The organism is Streptomyces sp. NPDC050145, assembly GCF_044460245.1.
Taxonomy (GTDB): Bacteria; Actinomycetota; Actinomycetes; order Streptomycetales; family Streptomycetaceae; genus Streptomyces.
In genome coordinates this window covers 1-17991 of the sequence record NZ_JBITJS010000035.1, presented here as the reverse complement: position 1 = coordinate 17991, position 17991 = coordinate 1, and the positions used below count along the sequence as shown (strand labels likewise).

General features: G+C 73.1%; 10 protein-coding genes. 4 read left to right on the top strand and 6 right to left on the bottom strand.

Annotated features, from left to right (window positions below; all coding sequences use genetic code 11):
* Positions 1 to 131: 131 nt before the first annotated feature.
* Entirely contained in the window at positions 132 to 3194 is a 3063-nt protein-coding gene (locus ACIBTU_RS39060; RefSeq protein ID WP_399131547.1) for an alpha-mannosidase, read from the top strand.
* A gap of 6 nt (positions 3195 to 3200) precedes the next feature.
* Here ACIBTU_RS39060 and ACIBTU_RS39055 read toward each other — a convergent pair whose 3' ends face one another.
* From ACIBTU_RS39055 to ACIBTU_RS39045, 3 genes are all read right to left on the bottom strand, one after another.
* Positions 3201 to 4946: a pyruvate dehydrogenase gene (locus ACIBTU_RS39055; RefSeq protein WP_399131546.1), complete on the bottom strand. Its 1746-nt coding sequence runs from the start codon at positions 4944 to 4946 to the stop codon at positions 3201 to 3203.
* 78 nt (positions 4947 to 5024) lie between these two features.
* Entirely contained in the window at positions 5025 to 6293 is a 1269-nt protein-coding gene (locus ACIBTU_RS39050) for a protein phosphatase 2C domain-containing protein (protein ID WP_399131544.1), read from the bottom strand.
* Positions 6294 to 6441: 148 nt separating this feature from the next.
* Positions 6442 to 10188 carry a S8 family peptidase gene (locus ACIBTU_RS39045; RefSeq protein WP_399131543.1) on the bottom strand — a complete coding sequence of 1249 codons (3747 nt, stop codon included), beginning with the start codon at positions 10186 to 10188 and terminating at the stop codon, positions 6442 to 6444.
* A gap of 197 nt (positions 10189 to 10385) precedes the next feature.
* Between ACIBTU_RS39045 and ACIBTU_RS39040 the strand changes: the two genes are divergently transcribed.
* The 3 genes from ACIBTU_RS39040 to ACIBTU_RS39030 all read left to right on the top strand — a co-directional run bounded on the left by ACIBTU_RS39040 (position 10386) and on the right by ACIBTU_RS39030 (position 15022).
* On the top strand, positions 10386 to 11366 hold the full coding sequence (locus tag ACIBTU_RS39040) for a helix-turn-helix transcriptional regulator (RefSeq protein WP_399131542.1): 981 nt from the start codon (positions 10386 to 10388) through the stop codon (positions 11364 to 11366).
* 700 nt (positions 11367 to 12066) lie between these two features.
* On the top strand, positions 12067 to 12549 hold the full coding sequence (locus ACIBTU_RS39035; RefSeq protein WP_399131541.1) for a DUF456 domain-containing protein: 483 nt from the start codon (positions 12067 to 12069) through the stop codon (positions 12547 to 12549).
* Positions 12550 to 12691: 142 nt separating this feature from the next.
* Entirely contained in the window at positions 12692 to 15022 is a 2331-nt protein-coding gene (locus ACIBTU_RS39030; RefSeq protein ID WP_399131540.1) for a glycosyl hydrolase family 95 catalytic domain-containing protein, read from the top strand.
* A gap of 16 nt (positions 15023 to 15038) precedes the next feature.
* Here the strand turns inward: ACIBTU_RS39030 and ACIBTU_RS39025 are convergent, their stop codons facing one another.
* The 3 genes from ACIBTU_RS39025 to ACIBTU_RS39015 all read right to left on the bottom strand — a co-directional run bounded on the left by ACIBTU_RS39025 (position 15039) and on the right by ACIBTU_RS39015 (position 17814).
* A complete protein-coding gene (locus ACIBTU_RS39025) occupies positions 15039 to 15677 on the bottom strand; it encodes a YceI family protein (RefSeq protein WP_399131539.1) in 639 nt (212 codons plus the stop codon).
* A 204-nt stretch (positions 15678 to 15881) separates the two neighbouring features.
* Complete coding sequence (locus ACIBTU_RS39020) at positions 15882 to 16358, bottom strand: methylated-DNA--[protein]-cysteine S-methyltransferase (RefSeq protein ID WP_399131562.1); 477 nt, start codon at positions 16356 to 16358, stop codon at positions 15882 to 15884.
* A 43-nt stretch (positions 16359 to 16401) separates the two neighbouring features.
* On the bottom strand, positions 16402 to 17814 hold the full coding sequence (locus ACIBTU_RS39015) for a DNA-3-methyladenine glycosylase 2 family protein (protein ID WP_399131538.1): 1413 nt from the start codon (positions 17812 to 17814) through the stop codon (positions 16402 to 16404).
* Between the last annotated feature and the right edge of the window lie 177 nt (positions 17815 to 17991).

Below are 17991 nucleotides of genomic sequence, written 5' to 3'. Positions count from 1 at the left end.
ACGCAATGCATGCCCATGTGCCCTGTCCGCACTCTTGTTGATTCGTCCACCACTTCGTCCGGGTAGGGAAGCCGGGGAAGGGTCCGGGGGACGGATCCGGGCATCGGGAAGATCGGGAAGAAGGAGCCGCCGTGCACGACGACCGACACCTCGTGGAAGGCCGCCTCGAGCGGGCGATGCGCCAGTTCGTGCGCCCGGCCCAGTACACCGACCGGACCCCGCTGGCCCTGAGCGTGTGGCACGCGCCCGGTGAGCCGGTCCCGGTGGCCGAGGCGCTGGCGGGGACGTACGCCCCCTTCGAGACCGGCACCGCCTGGGGCAGGCCCTGGTCGACGAGCTGGTTCCGGCTCGCCGGTGAGGTGCCCGAGGCGTGGGCGGGGCGGCACGTCGAGGTGGTCGTGGACCCCGGTTTCAGCGGCGACGGACCCGGTTTCCAGGCCGAAGGGCTGCTGTACGACGCCTCGGGCGTCCCCCTCAAGGGCATCCATCCGCGCAACCGCCATCTGACGGTCGCCGAGCGGGCCACGGGCGGCGAGCCGGTGCACCTGCTGCTGGAGGCGGCGGCCAATCCGGCGGTCCTGCGCGACTTCGAGCCGACGTTCCTCGGCGACGTGCGGACGGCCGGCGACCGGCCGCTCTACCGGTTCCGCTCCGCCGATCTCGCCGTGCTCGACGAGAACGTCTGGCATCTGGTGCTCGACGTGGAGGTGCTCACGGAGCTGATGCACGAGCTGGACCCGGACCGGGCCCGCCGCCACGAGATCCTGCGCGCCCTGGAGCGGATGCTCGACGCGCTCGATCTGCACGACGTGCCGGGCACGGCGGCCGCCGCCCGCGCCGAGCTGGCCGAGGTGCTGGCGCGGCCCGCGCACGCGAGCGCCCACCGGGTCTCGGCGGCCGGGCACGCGCACATCGACTCGGCGTGGCTGTGGCCGCTGCGCGAGACGGTCCGCAAGGCGTCGCGCACCTTCGCCAACGTCACGGCGCTGGCCCGCGACTACCCCGAGCTGGTCTTCGCGTGCTCGCAGGCCCAGCAGTACGCGTGGGTGAAGGAGCACCAGCCGCACGTGTGGGAGCGGATCAAGAAGGCGGTGGCGGACGGCAACTGGGCGCCGGTCGGCTCGATGTGGGTGGAGTCGGACGCGAACATGCCGGGCGGCGAGGCGCTGGCCCGGCAGCTGGTCCACGGCAAGCGGTTCTTCCTGGAGGAGCTGGGCGTGGAGACGGAGGAGATCTGGCTGCCGGACTCCTTCGGGTACACGGCCGCGTTCCCGCAACTGGCGAAGCTCGCGGGCGCGAAGTGGTTCCTCACGCAGAAGCTCAGCTGGAACCAGACGAACAAGATGCCGCACCACACCTTCTGGTGGGAGGGCATCGACGGCACCCGCGTCTTCACCCACTTCCCGCCCGTGGACACCTACAACTCCCAGTTCCACGCGGCCGAACTCGCCCACGCCGAGCGGAACTTCGCCGAGAAGGGCGCGGCCTCGCACTCCCTCGTGCCGTTCGGCTGGGGAGACGGCGGCGGCGGTCCGACCCGCGAGATGCTGGAGAAGGCGCGCCGGCTGCGCTCCCTGGAGGGCTCGCCCCGCGTCGAGATCGAGAAGCCCGGCACGTTCTTCGAGACGGCGTACGCCGAGTACGGGGAGCGGGCGCCGGTGTGGTCCGGGGAGCTGTATCTGGAGCTGCACCGGGCGACGTACACGACGCAGGCCAAGACGAAGCAGGGCAACCGGAGGTCCGAACACGCCCTGCGGGAGGCGGAGTTGTGGTGCGCGAGCGCCGCGCTGCGCGATCCCTCGTACGCCTATCCGTACGAGGATCTGGACCGGATCTGGAAGACGGTGCTGCTGCACCAGTTCCACGACATCCTGCCCGGGTCCTCGATCGCCTGGGTGCACCGGGAGGCGCGGGAGACGTACGCGCGGGTGCTGGCGGAGCTGGACGGGATCACGGCACAGGCTGCGGCGCGGCTCGGCGGGGGCGGGCCCGCCGTGCTGAACGCGTCGCCGTATCCGCGCAGTGAAGTCCTCGCGCACGAGGGGCAGTTGGTGCGGGTGGACGTCGACGGGCTCGCCGTGCGGCCGCTGGACGGGGACGCGACGGCCTCGCACGGGCCGGGCGCGCACGCGGCGGCGACGGTCGACGACGGGGCGATCGTCCTGGCCAACGAGCATCTGACGGTCACCGTGGACCGCGACGGGCTGCTCGCCTCCGTACGGGATCTGGACCACGGCGGCCGGGAGGTCCTCGCGCCCGGGACGCGCGGCAACCTGCTCCAGCTGCACCCCGACCACCCCACCCAGTGGGACGCCTGGGACCTGGACGCGCACTACCGGCACACCCGCACCGACCTGACCGACGCCGAGTCGGTGGAGCTGGTGGAGGAGGGGCCGCTGCGGGTCGCGGTGCGGGTGGTGCGCGGTTTCGGGGCGTCGCGGATCACGCAGGAGTACCGGCTCGCGGCGGGCAGCCGGCGGCTCGACGTGGTCACGGACGTGGACTGGCAGGAGTCGGAGAAGGTCCTGAAGGCGGCGTTCCCGCTGGACGTGCACGCGGAGCGGTCGGCGGCCGAGATCCAGTTCGGCCATGTGCACCGGGCGACGCACGCCAACACCGGCTGGGACGCGGCCCGTTACGAGATCTGCGCGCACCGCTGGCTGCGGGTCGCGGAGGACGGCTACGGGGTGGCGCTGCTCAACGACTCGACGTACGGGCACGACGTGACGCGGACCCCGCACGAGCGGGGTCTCGGCACCACGGTCCGGCTCACGCTGCTGCGGGCGCCGCACAGCCCCGACCCGGAGACCGACCTCGGCACGCACCGCTTCACGTACGCGCTGCTGCCGGGGGCGGGCACGGGCGAGGCGGTCGCGGAGGGGCTCGCGCTCAATCTGCCGCTGCGGATCGCGCCGGCGCCCGCGCTCGCGCCGCTCGTGACCGTCGACGACCCGGCGGTGACCATCGAGTCGGTGAAGCTCGCGGAGGACCGCGGCGGTGACGTGATCGTGCGGCTCTACGAGTCGCGCGGCGGGCGCGCCTCGGCGACGCTCACCGCGTCGTTCCCGGTGGCGGGCGCCGACGAGACGGACCTGCTGGAGCGGCCGCTGCGGCCCGCGGCCACCTCGGACCGCGGGCTCAGGCTCGACCTGCGGCCGTTCCAGATCCTGACGCTGCGGCTGCGGCCGGCGTGAGGAGGGTCAGGGCCGGGGCACGTTGCGGAGGTTGGAGCGGGCCATCTGGACCATGCGGCCCACTCCCCCGTCGAGCACGATCTTGGAGGCGGACAGGGCGAAGCCGGTGACCATCTCGGCGCTGATCCTCGGCGGGATGGACAGCGCGTTCGGGTCCGTGACGATGTCGACGAGCGCGGGGCCCTTGTGCTTGAAGGCGTCCTTCAGGGCGCCCGCGAGCTGCTTGGGCTTCTCGACGCGGACCCCGTAGGCGCCGGCCGCGCGGGCGACGGCGGCGAAGTCGGGGTTCTTGTTCGTGGTGCCGTACGACGGGAGGCCCGCGACGAGCATCTCCAGCTCGACCATGCTCAGCGCGGAGTTGTTGAACAGGACGACCTTCACCGGCAGGTCGTACTGCACGAGGGTGAGGAAGTCGCCCATCAGCATGGCGAAGCCGCCGTCGCCGGACATGGAGATCACCTGGCGGCCGCGGTCCACGAACTGGGCGCCGATCGCCATCGGCAGCGCGTTGGCCATCGAGCCGTGCGAGAAGGAGCCGATGACGCGGCGGCGGCCGTTGGGCGAGATGTAGCGGGCGGCCCACACGTTGCACATGCCGGTGTCGACGGTGAACACGGCGTCCTCGGCGGCGAGTTCGTCGAGGACGGAGGCGACGTACTCGGGGTGGATCGGGACGTGCTTCTCGACCTTGCGGGTGTAGGCCTTGATGACGCCTTCGAGGTGGTCGGCGTGCTTCTTCAGCATCTTGTCGAGGAAGCGCCGGTTCTCCTTCGGCTTCACGCGCGGGGTGAGGCAGCGCAGCGTCTCGCGGACGTCGCCCCACACGGCGAGGTCGAGGGTGGAGCGCCGGCCGAGGTGCTCGGGCCGCACGTCGACCTGGACGATCTTGACGTCCTTCTGCGGCAGGAACGCGTTGTAGGGGAAGTCGGTGCCGAGCAGGATCAGCAGGTCGCACTCGTGGGTGGCCTCGTAGGCGGCGCCGTAGCCGAGCAGACCGCTCATCCCGACGTCGTACGGGTTGTCGTACTGGATCCACTCCTTGCCGCGCAGGGCGTGGCCGACCGGGGACTTGATCTTCCCGGCGAACTCCATGACCTCGGCGTGCGCGCCCGCGGTGCCGCTGCCGCAGAACAGGGTGATCTTCTCCGCCTCGTCGATCATCTCGACGAGCCGGTCGATCTCGGTGTCGCCGGGGCGGATGGTGGGCCGTGAGGTGACGATCGCGGTCTCGACGGAGCGCTCCGGGGCTGGCTCGTCGGCCACGTCTCCCGGCAGCGTGACGACGCTGACGCCCGACCGGCCGACCGCGTGCTGGATGGCGGTCTGGAGCACGCGCGGCATCTGCTTCGGGGTGGAGATCATCTCGCTGTAGTGCGAGCACTCCTGGAAGAGCCGGTCGGGGTGGGTCTCCTGGAAGTAGCCGAGGCCGATCTCGCTGGAGGGGATGTGCGAGGCGAGCGCCAGGACGGGGGCCATGGAGCGGTGCGCGTCGTACAGGCCGTTGATCAGGTGCAGGTTGCCGGGCCCGCAGGAGCCGGCGCAGGCGGTCATCTTCCCGGTGATCTGCGCCTCAGCGCCGGCCGCGAACGCGGCGGTCTCCTCGTGGCGTACGTGGATCCAGTCGATGGCGCTGTTGCGGCGGATGGCGTCGACGACCGGGTTCAGGCTGTCGCCGACGACTCCGTACATGCGCTTGACGCCCGCGCGGACGAGGATGTCGACGAACTGCTCGGCGACGTTCTGCTTGGCCATGACTCACGCGCCCCTTCGGAACCCAGATCGCTGTATGCCCGCTTCTGTCCAGAGTCCATGAATTCACACGGGGCGCCGTCACGCCTCCCAGACGGCCGCGGCCGTGCGGTCGTCGGCGTAGCCCTTCACCCTGACCTGGGCGTCCGCGAGGAACGTGGTGAGGCCCGGGGGCTCGTCGTGCGCCCAGCGGCCCGCGAGATGGCGGGCCAGTTCGGGTTCGCCGCGCAGCGGCTCGGCGAGGCCCGCCGTGCACAGCAGCAGGGTGTCACCCGGTCGGGCGACGGAGGCCCGGAACAGGAAGGGGGCGCGGGGCGGCTCGGGCGCCGGTTCGTAGGGGCTGGGCGGGGTGGTGATGCCGAGGTCCATGGTGAGCCGGTCGCCCTCGGGGGTCGCTTCCGGGGGCGCCGCCCCGAAGCCGACGACGGGGGCGCCGACGCTCTGCTCGGCGACGCTCGGCTCGATGTCCTGCCAGTCGCCGTCGCGGAGCCGGAACAGGCCGCCGCCGCCCACTCCGAAGAAGACGCGGGTGCGGCACCGGGGGTCGGCGGGGACGAGCAGGCAGCGCAGGGTCGCGGCGTACGCGTCGGGGTCCAGGCCCTGCTCGGCGGCGCCGGCCCGCAGCTTGCCGAGGCTGCGGTCGGTGAGCCGGTGCAGCCCCGACTTGAGGTCGCCGCGGCGTCCGGTGCGGATGTCGTCGGCGAGCCGGGCGTGGCTGAGCCCGACGGCCCGGCCGATCCAGTCGACGGCCTCGGCGGCGGCGCGGTGGGCGCCCGGGACGGCGCGGGTGCCGGTGGCCATGGCGACGAGGATCAGTGCCCCGGCGCCGCTGCCGAAGCGTGCGGTGAGCAGACTGTCCCGTCTCGGCTCGCCCCGGTAGCGGGCGGAGTCCCCGCGCACGGAGACGGCCCGCAGGGTGCAGGCCCCGTACCGGGCGCCGTCGAGCACGGTGTCGGCGACGAGGTCGTCGAGGTCCTCGGGGTCGGCGGCGGGCAGCGCGGTGGGCTCGGCGTCGTAGGTGGGCGGGCCGTCTCCTACATAGGCGATCCCGGCGGGTTCGGGCTCGGCGGGCTCGGATTGAGCGGGCTCGGATTGAGCGGGCTCGGGGTCGGGCTCAGGTTCGGGTTCGGCGGTGTCGGCGGCCTCCGGCACGGCGCGGGGAGCCGGGACCGGGCCGGGCTCCGGTGGCGGCGCCGCGAGCGCGCCGACCGAGGCGAAGCGGTCGTCGAGGGTGTCGGCCGCCGGGGTGGGGCCGGTGTCGTCGACAGCGCGCTCGTTCTCGTACAACTGCCCCCACCAGTCGTCCTCCTGGAGCGGTCGACCGACGGGCCTGTCCCCCTGCTGACTCATGCCCTTATTGTCCACAGCACGGGGCGTACGAAAACGGGGCATCGGGAAATTCGGGCACGAAAATGGTCCGCCGGGCGGCCCCACCCCCCACGGGAGGGCCGCCCGGCGGACCGGTTCAGGTGACGCGTCGAACCTTCGAGCTAGCGCACTAGCGCACGTCGTAGGCGCGGTGGACGGTCTGGGTGACCGCGTTGCCCTTCGCGTCGGTCAGGGCGACCTTCACCGTGACCTGCTTGCCCGTGGCGCCGGTGTGGTCCACGGTCGCGGTCCAGGCGCCGTCCTTCTGCGCCGTCGCGGCCTCGGTCCAGGTCTGCCCGTCGTCGTACGAGTAGGAGACGGCGGCCTTCGTGAGCTCGCCCGGCGTGTAGCCGGTGTGGCCGGTGACCGAGAGGCCGATCCGCTGACCGTCCTTCGCGGGGAGCGTCTTCAGTCCGTCCTCGGGGAGCGTGAGGTGCGGGAAGAGGAGCGGGATGCCCTGCGAGTAGACGTTCTCGTCGAGGTGGGAGCGGAAGGACCAGGTGGTCGTGGTCTGCGCGGACCGCTTCCAGACCCCGCTGTTGTCGAGCTTCATCGTGTTCAGGGTCATCTCGTACGCGGCGTCCTCGGCCGGCACGTCGAAGACCCCGGACGGCCAGGCGCTCTGCCCGATCAGCTTGCCGTCGGCCTTGAGCGTCATGCTGCCCAGGTCGCCGAACGAGCCCTGCATGCCGAAGTGTTCGCCGTCGCCCCAGAAGCCGGGGGCGACGCCGATCAGGTCGCCCTGGCGTTCGGCGGCGAGCACCTGCTTCCCGGCGCCGTCGAGCGGGCTGGTCGGGCCGACGACCCCGCCGTACCACTCCTCCTTGCGCTGCTCACCCTTCTTGTAGGTGCGCACCGGGTCGACCATGAACTCGCCCCAGGGGAAGCTGCTGGACACCATGTGGCCGTAGCCGGTGTCACCGGCCGAGTACAGCTCGGTGCGGGTGAACGGGGCGGGGACGGTGGCGAACTCGCCGAAGCTCGCGGACAGTCCGCTCGGGCGGACCATCGAGGGCAGGTCGACGTAGTCGGCGGTGGTGCCCATGCCGCGGTAGGTGGCACGGTTCGTGGCGAGGTCGCGGTCGCGGACCCGGTAGACGCGCTCGGATCCGACCTGGGTCTCGGGGAAGGCCAGCGTGTACACGTACGGGCTCTTGGCCGTCGCCTTCCAGCGCAGGGTGGTCTCTCCGGCGGCGATGCGCGCGGCGAGGTCCGTGCCCTCGGCGGTCTCCAGGGCGAGGACCGGGAGCGGTCCGCCGACGAAGCCGACGCTCGGGTACCAGCGGCCGGCCGCCTCGCGGTAGAGGACGAGCCCCTTGACCCCGGCCTTGGCGGCGGTCCGGGCGAGGGTGCTCACGGAGCCGCCCTCGGGCAGCTTGACGAGCGCCAACTCGCCCTTGGCCGCGGCGAGTTCCTCGGCCGTGCCGCTCTTGCCGTCGACGATGCGGGCGGAGTCCTCGCCGTCGAGGTTCATGGAGCTGGTGGAGCCGGTCGTCGGGTGCAGCACGGGGCCGCCCTCGACGGCGAGTTCGGTGATCTGGGGCGCGGCGGCGCGCCAGAAGCTGTCGAACTCGAAGGTGCCGTCCTGGGCGCGGCCCCGGACGTCGGCGTAGTAGGCGTTCAGGCCGCGGCCGCCCTGGATGGTGGCTCCGTGCAGCCAGTTGTCCCAGGTGCGGGCGAACCCGAGGGTGGCGCCGCGCACTTCGGTGGGCCGTTCGGTGCGGATGCCGAGCCGGTGCGCCTCGCGGGCGTCGAGGACGACGGTGGTGTCCTTGGTGATGTTCACCTGCGGGCGGCCGAGGAAGGTCGCCGAGTCGGCTGCGGTGCCGGTCGCGGTGGGCGTCTCCACGAAGCTCGACAGGAAGTAGGCGCCGGGGCGGATCCGGTACGTCTGCTCGGTGGCGCCGTCGTTGAAGCGGCGTTCGCCGGAGGCGTCGTCGGTGCCGATGAGGTCGACGGAGGTGCTGCCGGCGGCGGGTTCGCCGCGCCGGTCGAGGATCTTCACCTTGAGGGTGACGGTCTCGGGCTCCACGTACAGGGAGAACGGCGTGCTGATGTGCGTCCCGCCGGGGCCGGTGGCGAGGACGCGGCCGGTGACGTCGCCGTACTGGGCGGCCTTGAGCTCGGCGCCCGGGTCGACGGTCAGCGGGACCTTGACGGTGTCGCCCGCGGGGACGGTGACGGTGCGGTCGCCGAGCCTGGCGACCTGGCTGCGGACGGTGGAGCCGTCGTTGCCGGTGACGCGGTCGACGGACAGCTTCAACTGCACCGGCTTGTCGGTGGTGTTGGTGTACGGCACCGTGACGTCGGTGCGGTCGGCGTCGCTCTGCGGCCAGGTGAAGGTGCCGCCCTGGACGGCGTCGGTGCCGATGACCTTCTGATCGATGGCGGCCTTCACGTCGAGGCGCCCGCCGCCGGTCTCCCGGACGTCGCCGGGGATGTCGGACTTCGCGGAGGAGACGAGCGCCTCCTTGATCTGCCGTGCGGTCCAGTCGGGGTGGCGCTGCTTGACGATGGCGGCGGCGCCCGCGACGTGCGGGGTCGCCATCGACGTACCGCTCATGGACTGGTACGCGTAGACGCCCCGGCCGCCCGCGGCGGCGGCGGAGATGGCGACGCCGGGGGCGGCGATCTCCGGCTTCAGGGTGTGGGTGCGCTGGACGGGGCTGCGGCTGGAGAAGTCCGCGGTGGTGTCGTCGCGGTCGACGGCGCCGACGGTGAGGACCTCGGGGACGCAGCCGGGCGAGGACACCGTGTTGTTGCTCGGGCCGGAGTTGCCGGCCGCGATGACGAAGAGGGTGTCCTTCGCGGACCGTGCGAGTTCCTGCGTGGCCTGCGCCATGGGGTCGGAGCAGTCGAGCTCGGACGGGTTGCCGAGGCTCATGGAGACGACGTCGGCCTTCTGGTCGACGGCCCACTGCATGCCGGCGATGATCCAGGAGGTGGCGCCCTCGCCGTAGTCGTTGAGGACCTTGCCGTGCAGGAGCGACGTGCCGGGGGCTACGCCCTTCTTCTTGCCGTCGCTCGCGGCGCCGGAGCCGCCGACGGTGGACGTGGTGTGGGTGCCGTGACCGTGGTGGTCGTCGGTATCGTCGGAGTCGGTGAAGTTCTTCGACTCGGCGATCCGGCCCTTGAGGTCGGGGTGTTCCGCGTCGACGCCGGTGTCGAGGACGGCGACCTTGGTGCCCTTGCCGTCGTATCCGGCGGCCCAGGCCTGGTCGGCGTTCACCTGCTTGGTCGACCGGTCGAGCAGCGCCTCGACCTTGGCGTCGAGCCACAGCTTCTTGAGGTCGCCGGTGCTGCGGGACTTCGGGTTCGTGAGGTCGGCCCAGAAGGACGCGGCCTTCTTCTTGTCGGCCTTCAGGGCGACGCCGTCGACCGGTTCGAGGACCTGGCCGCGTTCGGCGCCGCGCGGGGTCGCGGGCACGGCCCGCTGCACGTCGACCGACCGGTCGTAGGTGGCGATCAGCGGCAGCGTCTCGCTGTGGGCGTCGTCGTAGCCCTGACGGATGAGGCCGGTGACGTTGAAGAGTTCCTCGTCGACTCGGCCCGCGGCGAGCGCCTCGACGGCGCCGGCCGGGTACACGTAGAGGTTCTTGCCGGACTGCCGGGTCTGGAGCAGCGGGGTGCTGCCGTCTTCGCCGGGCAGGGCCGTGGCGGTGGTGGTGCCGTCGGCCGCGGTGACGACCTGCACGCGGTCGCCGGTCACCAGGGTGACGGTGGCGGTCGTGCCCTTCTTGGCGGCGGCCTGGCTGCCCACCAGGGGCCGTCCGCCGTCCGGGGCCGCCCCCTCCGCGGCCCCGGACGGAACGGCCGCCGTGACGGCCAGGACGACGGCGGTCGCCGTGCCCAGGACCCCACGCGATATCGGACGCATCGCTCGCTCTCCCCACATGAATGCGCAGGTGAATACGGGGCAAACCACGTATTCCCGGCGGGTGTTGATGCTGCGGTGGCATGACCTTGGCAGAGTCACCGCCGGTACAGGGGAAGATGGGCGCGGCGGGTTTGTGCCGTGGCTCTTTCCCGCCACGGGGGTGACGGAACGGACGGTCTGGGAGGGGCATCACACGCATGCTGGGTGCGATAGGTCTGGACGAGGTGCACGAGGCGGCGTACCGCGCACTGGTGACGGTGGGCGCGGCCGAGGTGCCGGACCTGGCGCGACGGCTCGCCCTCGCGGAGTACGACACGGAGCGGGCGCTGCGCCGGCTCGAGCGGCACGGGCTCGCGGCCCAGTCCTCGGGGCGGCCCGGGCGCTGGGTGGCGGCGCCGCCCGGGGTCGCGCTCGGCGCGCTGCTCACCCAGCGGCGGCACGAGCTGGACAAGGCCGAGCTGGCGGCGGCGATACTCGCCGAGGAGTTCCGGGCGCAGGACGCGCAGCCGGCGGTGCACGACCTGGTCGAGGTGGTGACGGGGGCGGCGGCGGTCTCGCAGCGCTTCCTGCAGATCCAGCTGGGCGCGGCCGAGGAGGTGTGCGCGCTGGTCACCGGGAAACCGATCGCGGTCTCGGGGATGGAGAACGAGGCGGAGCCGCAGGCCGTCAGCCGCGGTGTGCGCTACCGGGTGGTGGTCGAGCGGGAGGTGCTCTCGCTGCCGATGGGCCTGACCGAGCTGTCCGCGGCGATCGGCCGGGACGAGGAGGTGCGGGTCGTGGACCGGGTGCCGACGAAGCTGGTGATCGCCGACGGGACGCTCGCCCTGGTGCCGCTGACCTCGCAGACCTCCGAGCCGGCGGCGCTCGTGGTGCACGCGAGCGGGCTGCTGGAATCGCTGAGCGGACTCTTCGAGGCGGTGTGGCGCCAGGCGCTGCCCCTGCGGCTCGGGGCGAGCGGCCACGTGACGGAGGAGGGCGTCGACGGCCCGGACGGCGCGGACCTGGAGATCCTCTCCCTCCTCCTCGCCGGCCTCACCGACGCGAGCGTGGCCAAACAACTCGACCTGGGCCTGCGCACGGTCCAGCGCCGGGTGAAACGCCTGATGGAACTCGCGGGCGTGACGACGCGGCTGCAGCTGGGGTGGCACGCGTACGAGCGGGGCTGGGTGGCCCGCTGATCGCCTCCGGCGGGTGCGGGACGACACGTGGGGGCTGAGGCGACGGATCCGGCGAGCCGTCGTCTGCGGGGCGCCGACCAGGACTGGATCCGGCGGGAGCCTGGCTCCGGTGACCCGAGGGGCGCCGCCTGATGCGACGGTGACGGCCGCCTGGCTGGCTGGCTGGCTGGCTGGCTGGCTGCACGGCGGATACCGCCGCGGCCGGACGGGACACGGCGGTCGGCGTCGAGATCCGACGCGTTCCGCCTCCGGTGGCCCCCGAGAGGCACCGCCTGGCTGGCTAGCCGGATGGCTGGCCGGCGGCACGGCGCGTGCCACCGGGTCCGGACGGGATCCGGCTGCGGCGGATGCCGAGGGGCGCCGTCTGATGCGACCGGGACGGCCGCCTGACTGCACGGCGCGCGCCGGGAGGTGCGGGCGAGTACCCGCCGGAACCGGACGGGACACGGCGCGCGGCGTCGAAGTCCGACGCGCTCCGGCTCCAGTGATCCCCGAGTGCCCAGCGGCACGGCGCGTGGTGGTGCGTATCGGCGCGTGCCGCCGGGGCCGGGCGGGGGTGGCGGAGGGCCGGTGGGTTCGGCGAACCGTCCGCGCCCGGGTACCGGCAGGGCGGGTTCCGGCGGGGGCGCGCACGCCCCGGGCGGGTTCGGTCGGGGCTTTCTAGATCGCCGGGGGAGCTTGATCATGGCAACCTGAGCTCATGGGAGCGTGGGAACTCCTGCTGGTCGGAGCCGTGATGGCGCTCGGCGTGTGTGGAGTGCTGGTGCCAGGTGTGCCCGGCTCGTGGCTGGTGTGGGCCGCGGTGGCCGTGTGGGCGCTGCGCGACCCGACCGGGCTGGCCTGGGGTGTCCTCGTCGGCGCCACGGCGGTGCTGCTCGCCTCCCAGGTGCTGCGCTGGCAGTTGCCGCCGCGCCGGCTGCGGCAGGCGGGCGCGACCCGCAGACTCTCGGTCTGGATGGGCCTGGGGGCGCTGATCGGTTTCTGTGTGATCCCGGTGATCGGCGCGATCCCGGGGTTCATCGGCGGGATCTACCTGTCCGAGCGGCTGCGGCTCGGCGGGCACGGGGACGCGAAGGCGTCGACCCGGACGGCCATGCGGGCGGGAGGCTCCAGCGTGCTGGCCGAGCTGTTCGCATGCCTGCTGATCGTGGCGGCGTGGCTCGGCGCGGTGATCTGGGGCTGAGCCGGAGCCCCGCCCTCGGAAGCGGACCCGCACCACCGCCTCGGAAGCCATCGGATCTATCCCGTCGTATTGACGTGCCCACGCCCCATCTCTACCTTTCGGCAGTGGACAGCTCCGATGAATTCGGCCGCCAGGAGGCGTCATGCCCAGACCGTCCCGCCGCACCGTGCTCGCCACCGGATCCGCGCTGGGCGGTGCGGCCCTGGTCGGTGCCGCGGGCGCCCTGCCCGCCCAGGCGTCCCCGGCCGGAGCGGTCACCACAGACAGCGTGACCGCCGCTCCCGACGCCTGGCGCACCGTCCTGGACGACGCCGACCTCGTCTGGCGGAGGATGCCGAAGACCTGGTACGAGGGCCCGTACCTCGGCAACGGCTTTCTGGGCAGCGGCATCTACCAGGAGCCCGGCCAGAACGCCGTACGGTTCAACGTCCAGCACTCCGAGGTGCAGGACCACCGCCCCGAGTTCGGTTCCCTCTTCGGTCTCGCCCGGCTGCCGATCGGCCACTTCACCCTGGAGCCGGTCGGCACGATCACCGGCCTCGACTGGCGGCTCGGCCTGCGCGACGCCGAGCTGACCGGCACTCTCACCACCGACCAGGGCACCCTGCGCCTGCGCGCCCACGTCCACACCAGCCGCTCCGTGCTCGCCGTCGAGGTCGTCCCGAGCGAGGGCGAGCGCGCCTTCCGCTGGGTGTTCCACCCGGCCGACGCGAAGAGCCCCCGCACCGCGTTCCAGCCGACCCCCGCCGGCTACCAGGGCAATCCGCCCGCGCGGATCTCCACGGAAGAGGACGGCACCGAGGCCGCCGTGCAGTCGCTGCTGTCCGGCGGCGAGCACGTCACGGCCTGGCGGGAGGTCACGCAGGGTGAGGGTCGCACCCTGTACGCCGACGTGCGCCACTCGTTCCCGTCGGCGACCGCCCGCGACCGCGCCCTGGCGAACGTACGGGCCGCCGCGAAGCTCCCGTACGACACCCTGGCCGCCCCGCACCGCGCCTGGTGGCGCGCGTACTACCGCAAGAGCTTCCTGTCGGTGCCGGACGCGCGGATCCAGCGGTTCTACTGGATCCAGCTGTACAAGACGGCGTCGGCGGCCCGCCGCGACGCCCCGGTCATGGCGACCTGCGGGCCCTGGCTGGAGTCGACGCCGTGGCCCGCGACCTGGTGGAACCTGAACGTGCAGCTGGAGTACTGGCTCATCCACGGCTCCAACCACCTGGAGCTCGACGCGGTGACCCGCGCGCTCGGCGAGTTCCGCGAGAACCTGACCGCCGAGATGGCGCCCGCCTACCGCGCCGACTCCCTCGGCGTCCCCCGCACCACCGACGCCCGGCTCGTCAACGGCGGCGCGACCAGCAACGCGCAGGGCTACGGCGTCGGCATCCCCGGCCAGGACCCGCCCACCCCCGAGGTCGGCAACCTCGCCTGGGCGCTGCACAACGTGTGGCTCAGCTACCGCCACACCATGGACGAGGCGATCCTGCGCGACACCCTGTACCCCTTGCTGCGCAAGGCCGTGAACTACTACCTGCACTTCCTGGAGCCGGGCGCCGACGGCAAGCTGCATCTGCCCGCCACCTACTCCCCCGAGTACGGCGGCACCACCCGCGACTGCAACTACGACCTGATGCTGCTGAGCTGGGGCTGCCGCACGCTCCTCGAAGCGGTCGAGATCCTCGGGGTCGACGACGAGCTGGCGCCGCGCTGGCGCGAGGTCCTCGCCAAGCGCGTCCCGTACCCGACGGACGCGAACGGCTTCATGATCGGCGCCGACATCCCCTTCGCGAAGTCGCACCGCCACTACTCGCACCTGCTCGCCGTGTACCCGCTGTACGAGCTGACGGGCAGCACAGCCGGCGAACGGGCCCTGATCGAGAGGTCCCTCGCGCACTGGGTCGGCTTCGAGGGCGCCCTGCAGGGCTACACGTTCACGGGCGCGGCGTCGATGTCGGCGCTGCTCGGCAAGGGCGACGACGCGCTGAAGTACCTGGGGCAGCTGATGAGCCGCTTCATCCAGGCGAACACCATGTACAAGGAGACGGGCCCGGTGATCGAGACGCCGCTGTCCGCCGCCCAGTCCCTGCACGACATGGTGTGCCAGTCCTGGGGCGGCACGATCCGCGTCTTCCCGGCGCTGCCCGCCTCCTGGGCGGACCTGGCGGTGCACGACTTCCGCACCCAGGGCGCGTTCCTGCTCAGCGCGGTCCGCGAGAAGGGTGTCACGCGCTGGGTGCGGCTGGTCAGCGAGGCGGGCGCGCCGTGCGTGGTGCGGCACGGCATCGCGGGCCCGGTCGAGGTCCGCGACGGCGCGGGCGCACCGCTGCCGTACGAGGACGCGGGCGACGGCGCGATCCGGATCCGCCTCGCCAAGGGCGGATCGGCGCTGGTGACGGCGGCGGGCGACCACCCGGACCTGACGGTCGCCCCGGTCACGCCGAACGCGGCGGCCCCCCGCTGGGGCCTGCCCGCGTAGCGCCGCCCGGCGGCGGCTACTCCGGCCGGGACGCGCGGATCGCCGAGATGTCGAACTGGAGGCGGACCTTCTCGCTCACCATCGTGCCGCCCGCCTCCAGGCGCTGGTTGTAGACCAGGCCCCAGTCGGTGCGGTCGATGGTGGTGGTCCCGTCGAACCCGGCCCGCTCGAAGCCGAACGGGTCGAGGACGGAGCCGAGGTAGTCGAGCTGCAGGTCGACGGGGCGGGTCACGTCACGGATGGTGAGGTCGCCCCGCATGAGGAAGGTCCCGCCGCCGTTGTGCACCGTGGAGGTGCTGCGGAAGGACATCTCCGGGAAGCGGCGGGCGTCGAAGAAGTCGGTGCCCGCGATGTGCGCGTCGCGCTGCTCGACGCCCGTGTCGACGCTGGCGACCCGGATGACGAGCTCGGCGCGCGACTCCTCGGGGCGGGTCCCGTCGAAGTACAGGCTGCTGTCGTAGTCCGCGAACGCGCCGCGCACCGTGGTCACCATGGCGTGCCGGACGGAGAAGCCGATGCGGCTGTGCGGGCGGTCGATGACCCAGTGCCCGGTCAGCGTGCGCAGCGAGGGATCGAGGTCGAGCACGGCGACGCCGCCACCGGCCGGCGTGTCCGGTTCGAGCGTCTCGGTCCGACGACGGCTGAAGATACCCATTGAGCGCGAGGCCCCCTTCGGAATTGGTCACTCCGTGTTATCACGGGGGGCCGTGGCGGCTCTCAGCGAGATGGGCACCCTCGTCCGGCTTCCATCCCCTCGCCTGCAAAAATGCACAGAACCACCATGAGTGTGGATGTACGGCGGGGTGGCCGCTGCTCACTCATGGTGATGCCGCGCTCAGATGCTCAGGCACCCCGGACCTCAGACGCCGCCTTCCAGGGTCAGCAGCTGGACCTTCCGTTCGAGGCCGCCGGCGTACCCGGTGAGGGAGCCGTCGGCGCCGATGACGCGGTGGCAGGGCCGCACGATCAGGAGCGGGTTCGCGCCGACCGCTCCGCCGACCGCGCGGACGGCGGCACGCGAGGCGCCGATCCGGGCGGCCACCTCGCCGTACGTGGTGGTGGCGCCGTAGGGCACGTCGTCGAGCGCGTCCCACACCCTGCGCCGGAACTCGGTCCCCTCCGGCCTCAACTCCAGCCGGAAGTCCTTGAGTTCACCGGCGAAGTAGGCCGCGAGCTGCCGTCCCGCCTCCGCGAACCGCGCCTGGTCCCGCACCCACCCCTCCCCCACGCTCCGCCCGCCCTTCTGCCCGGGCACCGACAGCGAGGTCAGCGCCCCGCCCGCGTCCCCGGTGAGCAGCAGCTCCCCGAGCGGACTCGGAAAGATCGCGTAGTACACGGCCGGGGGCAGGTTCTGGTGGACGTCCTGGTGCACGCTCTGGTCAGTCACGATGCTTCCCACTTTCTTTCTGCGAGCTTTCTACGAGGAGGTGCTGACGCGCGTAGGAACGCCACGGCCGCCAGGCGTCGCCCCGGGCCCGGCCGGTCAGGTCGTCGCCCGGCACGGCCACATCGGGGTCACCGAGGGCGCGCATCCTGATCAGCGCGACCGTGCGGGCGTCCATCCCGGGCAGGGCCCGGAGCACGACCTCGGCGTCGTCGCGGTCGGCCCCGGGGTCGAGCCGCAGGGTCCCGTCGGCGAGCGCGCGGGCGAGGGCGCCGAGCGTGCCGTCTTCGTCGACGAGGGCGTCCGGGGCCGGGAAGACACGGTCGAGCCCGCCGCAGGGCGCGTCGAGCCGCTTGCCGTACCGCTCGACGAGCCGCGCCGCCTCCCCCGGCCCGACGACGGCCCGCACGGCGCACTCCTCGGCGTCGGCGGCCCCGGGCGAGCGCAGGCCGGGCCGGGCGGCGACCAGCGGGGCGAGTTCCGGATCGGCGCCGAGCCGCTCGTCGATCGCGTACGGGTCGGCGTCGAGGTCGAACAGGCGGCGCAGGCGCCCGACGGCGGTCGTCAGGTCGCGCAGGTCGGTGAGGTGGATGCGGGCGTCGAGCCAGCCGCCGCGGTGCTCGGCGCGGGTGCCGGGCTGTTCGTGGGCGGCCTCGTCGACGGACACGATGCCGGTGCCGTACGGCAGCCGCAGCGTGCGCCGGAACACGCGCGCCCCGGGCTCTCCCGTCAACTCCTCGATCCCGTCGACGCGTTCACGGGCGAGGTCGTCGAAGACCGGCCCGGCGCGGTAGGGGCCGCGGTGGGCGAGCCGGAGCGGGATCCCGGCGACGGCGCGGCCGCGCTCGGGGGCGTCGGCCCGCAGCTCGGTCGGGGTGCGGGCGTAGACCTCGCGGACGGTGTCGTTGAACTGCCTGACGCTGGCGAAACCGGCGGCGAACGCGATCTCGGTGACCGGCAGCGGGGTCGTCTGGAGCAGGAGGCGGGCCGTGTGGGCGCGCTGGGCCCGGGCGAGCGCGACCGGGCCGGCGCCCAGCTCGGCGGTCAGCTGGCGCTGGACCTGCCGGGCGCTGTAGCCGAGCCGGGTGGCGAACCCGCCGACGCCCTCCCGGTCGACGATCCCGTCGCCGATCAGCCGCATCGCGCGCCCGACGACGTCGGCCCGCACGTTCCAGGCCGCCGAGCCGGGCACGGCGTCCGGCCGGCACCGGCGGCAGGCCCGGAAACCCGAGCTCTGGGCGGCGGCGGCCGTGGCGTAGTACCGCACGTTCTGGCGTTTCGGGGTGACGGCGGGGCAGCTGGGCCGGCAGTAGATCCCGGTGGTCCGCACGGCGAAGAAGAACTCTCCGTCGAACCGGGCGTCGCGGCTGCGGACTGCTTCGTAGCGGGTGTCTTCTTCGGTGCCCATGCGTCCCATTTTGCCGGGCCCTCCGGGGCGGGGCTGGCGGAAATCGGACACGGGGGTGGGGGGCGGGGTTCGTCGCCGGGTGCGGGTCCGGTGGGGGCTGGTCGCGGGGGTGGCCCCGCCCCCCCCGGGGGCGCCCCCGGGGGGGGGGGGCCCCCCGGGGGGGGGGGGCGGGGGGCG

Coding starts and splice junctions, on each gene's coding strand:
- ACIBTU_RS39055 (WP_399131546.1), bottom strand. CDS start 4,946: ATGGCCAAGCAGAACGTCGCCGAGCAGTTCGTCGACATCCTCGTCCGC.
- ACIBTU_RS39050 (WP_399131544.1), bottom strand. CDS start 6,293: ATGAGTCAGCAGGGGGACAGGCCCGTCGGTCGACCGCTCCAGGAGGAC.
- ACIBTU_RS39015 (WP_399131538.1), bottom strand. CDS start 17,814: ATGGGCACCGAAGAAGACACCCGCTACGAAGCAGTCCGCAGCCGCGAC.
- ACIBTU_RS39045 (WP_399131543.1), bottom strand. CDS start 10,188: ATGCGTCCGATATCGCGTGGGGTCCTGGGCACGGCGACCGCCGTCGTC.
- ACIBTU_RS39030 (WP_399131540.1), top strand. CDS start 12,692: ATGCCCAGACCGTCCCGCCGCACCGTGCTCGCCACCGGATCCGCGCTG.
- ACIBTU_RS39035 (WP_399131541.1), top strand. CDS start 12,067: ATGGGAGCGTGGGAACTCCTGCTGGTCGGAGCCGTGATGGCGCTCGGC.
- ACIBTU_RS39040 (WP_399131542.1), top strand. CDS start 10,386: ATGCTGGGTGCGATAGGTCTGGACGAGGTGCACGAGGCGGCGTACCGC.
- ACIBTU_RS39025 (WP_399131539.1), bottom strand. CDS start 15,677: ATGGGTATCTTCAGCCGTCGTCGGACCGAGACGCTCGAACCGGACACG.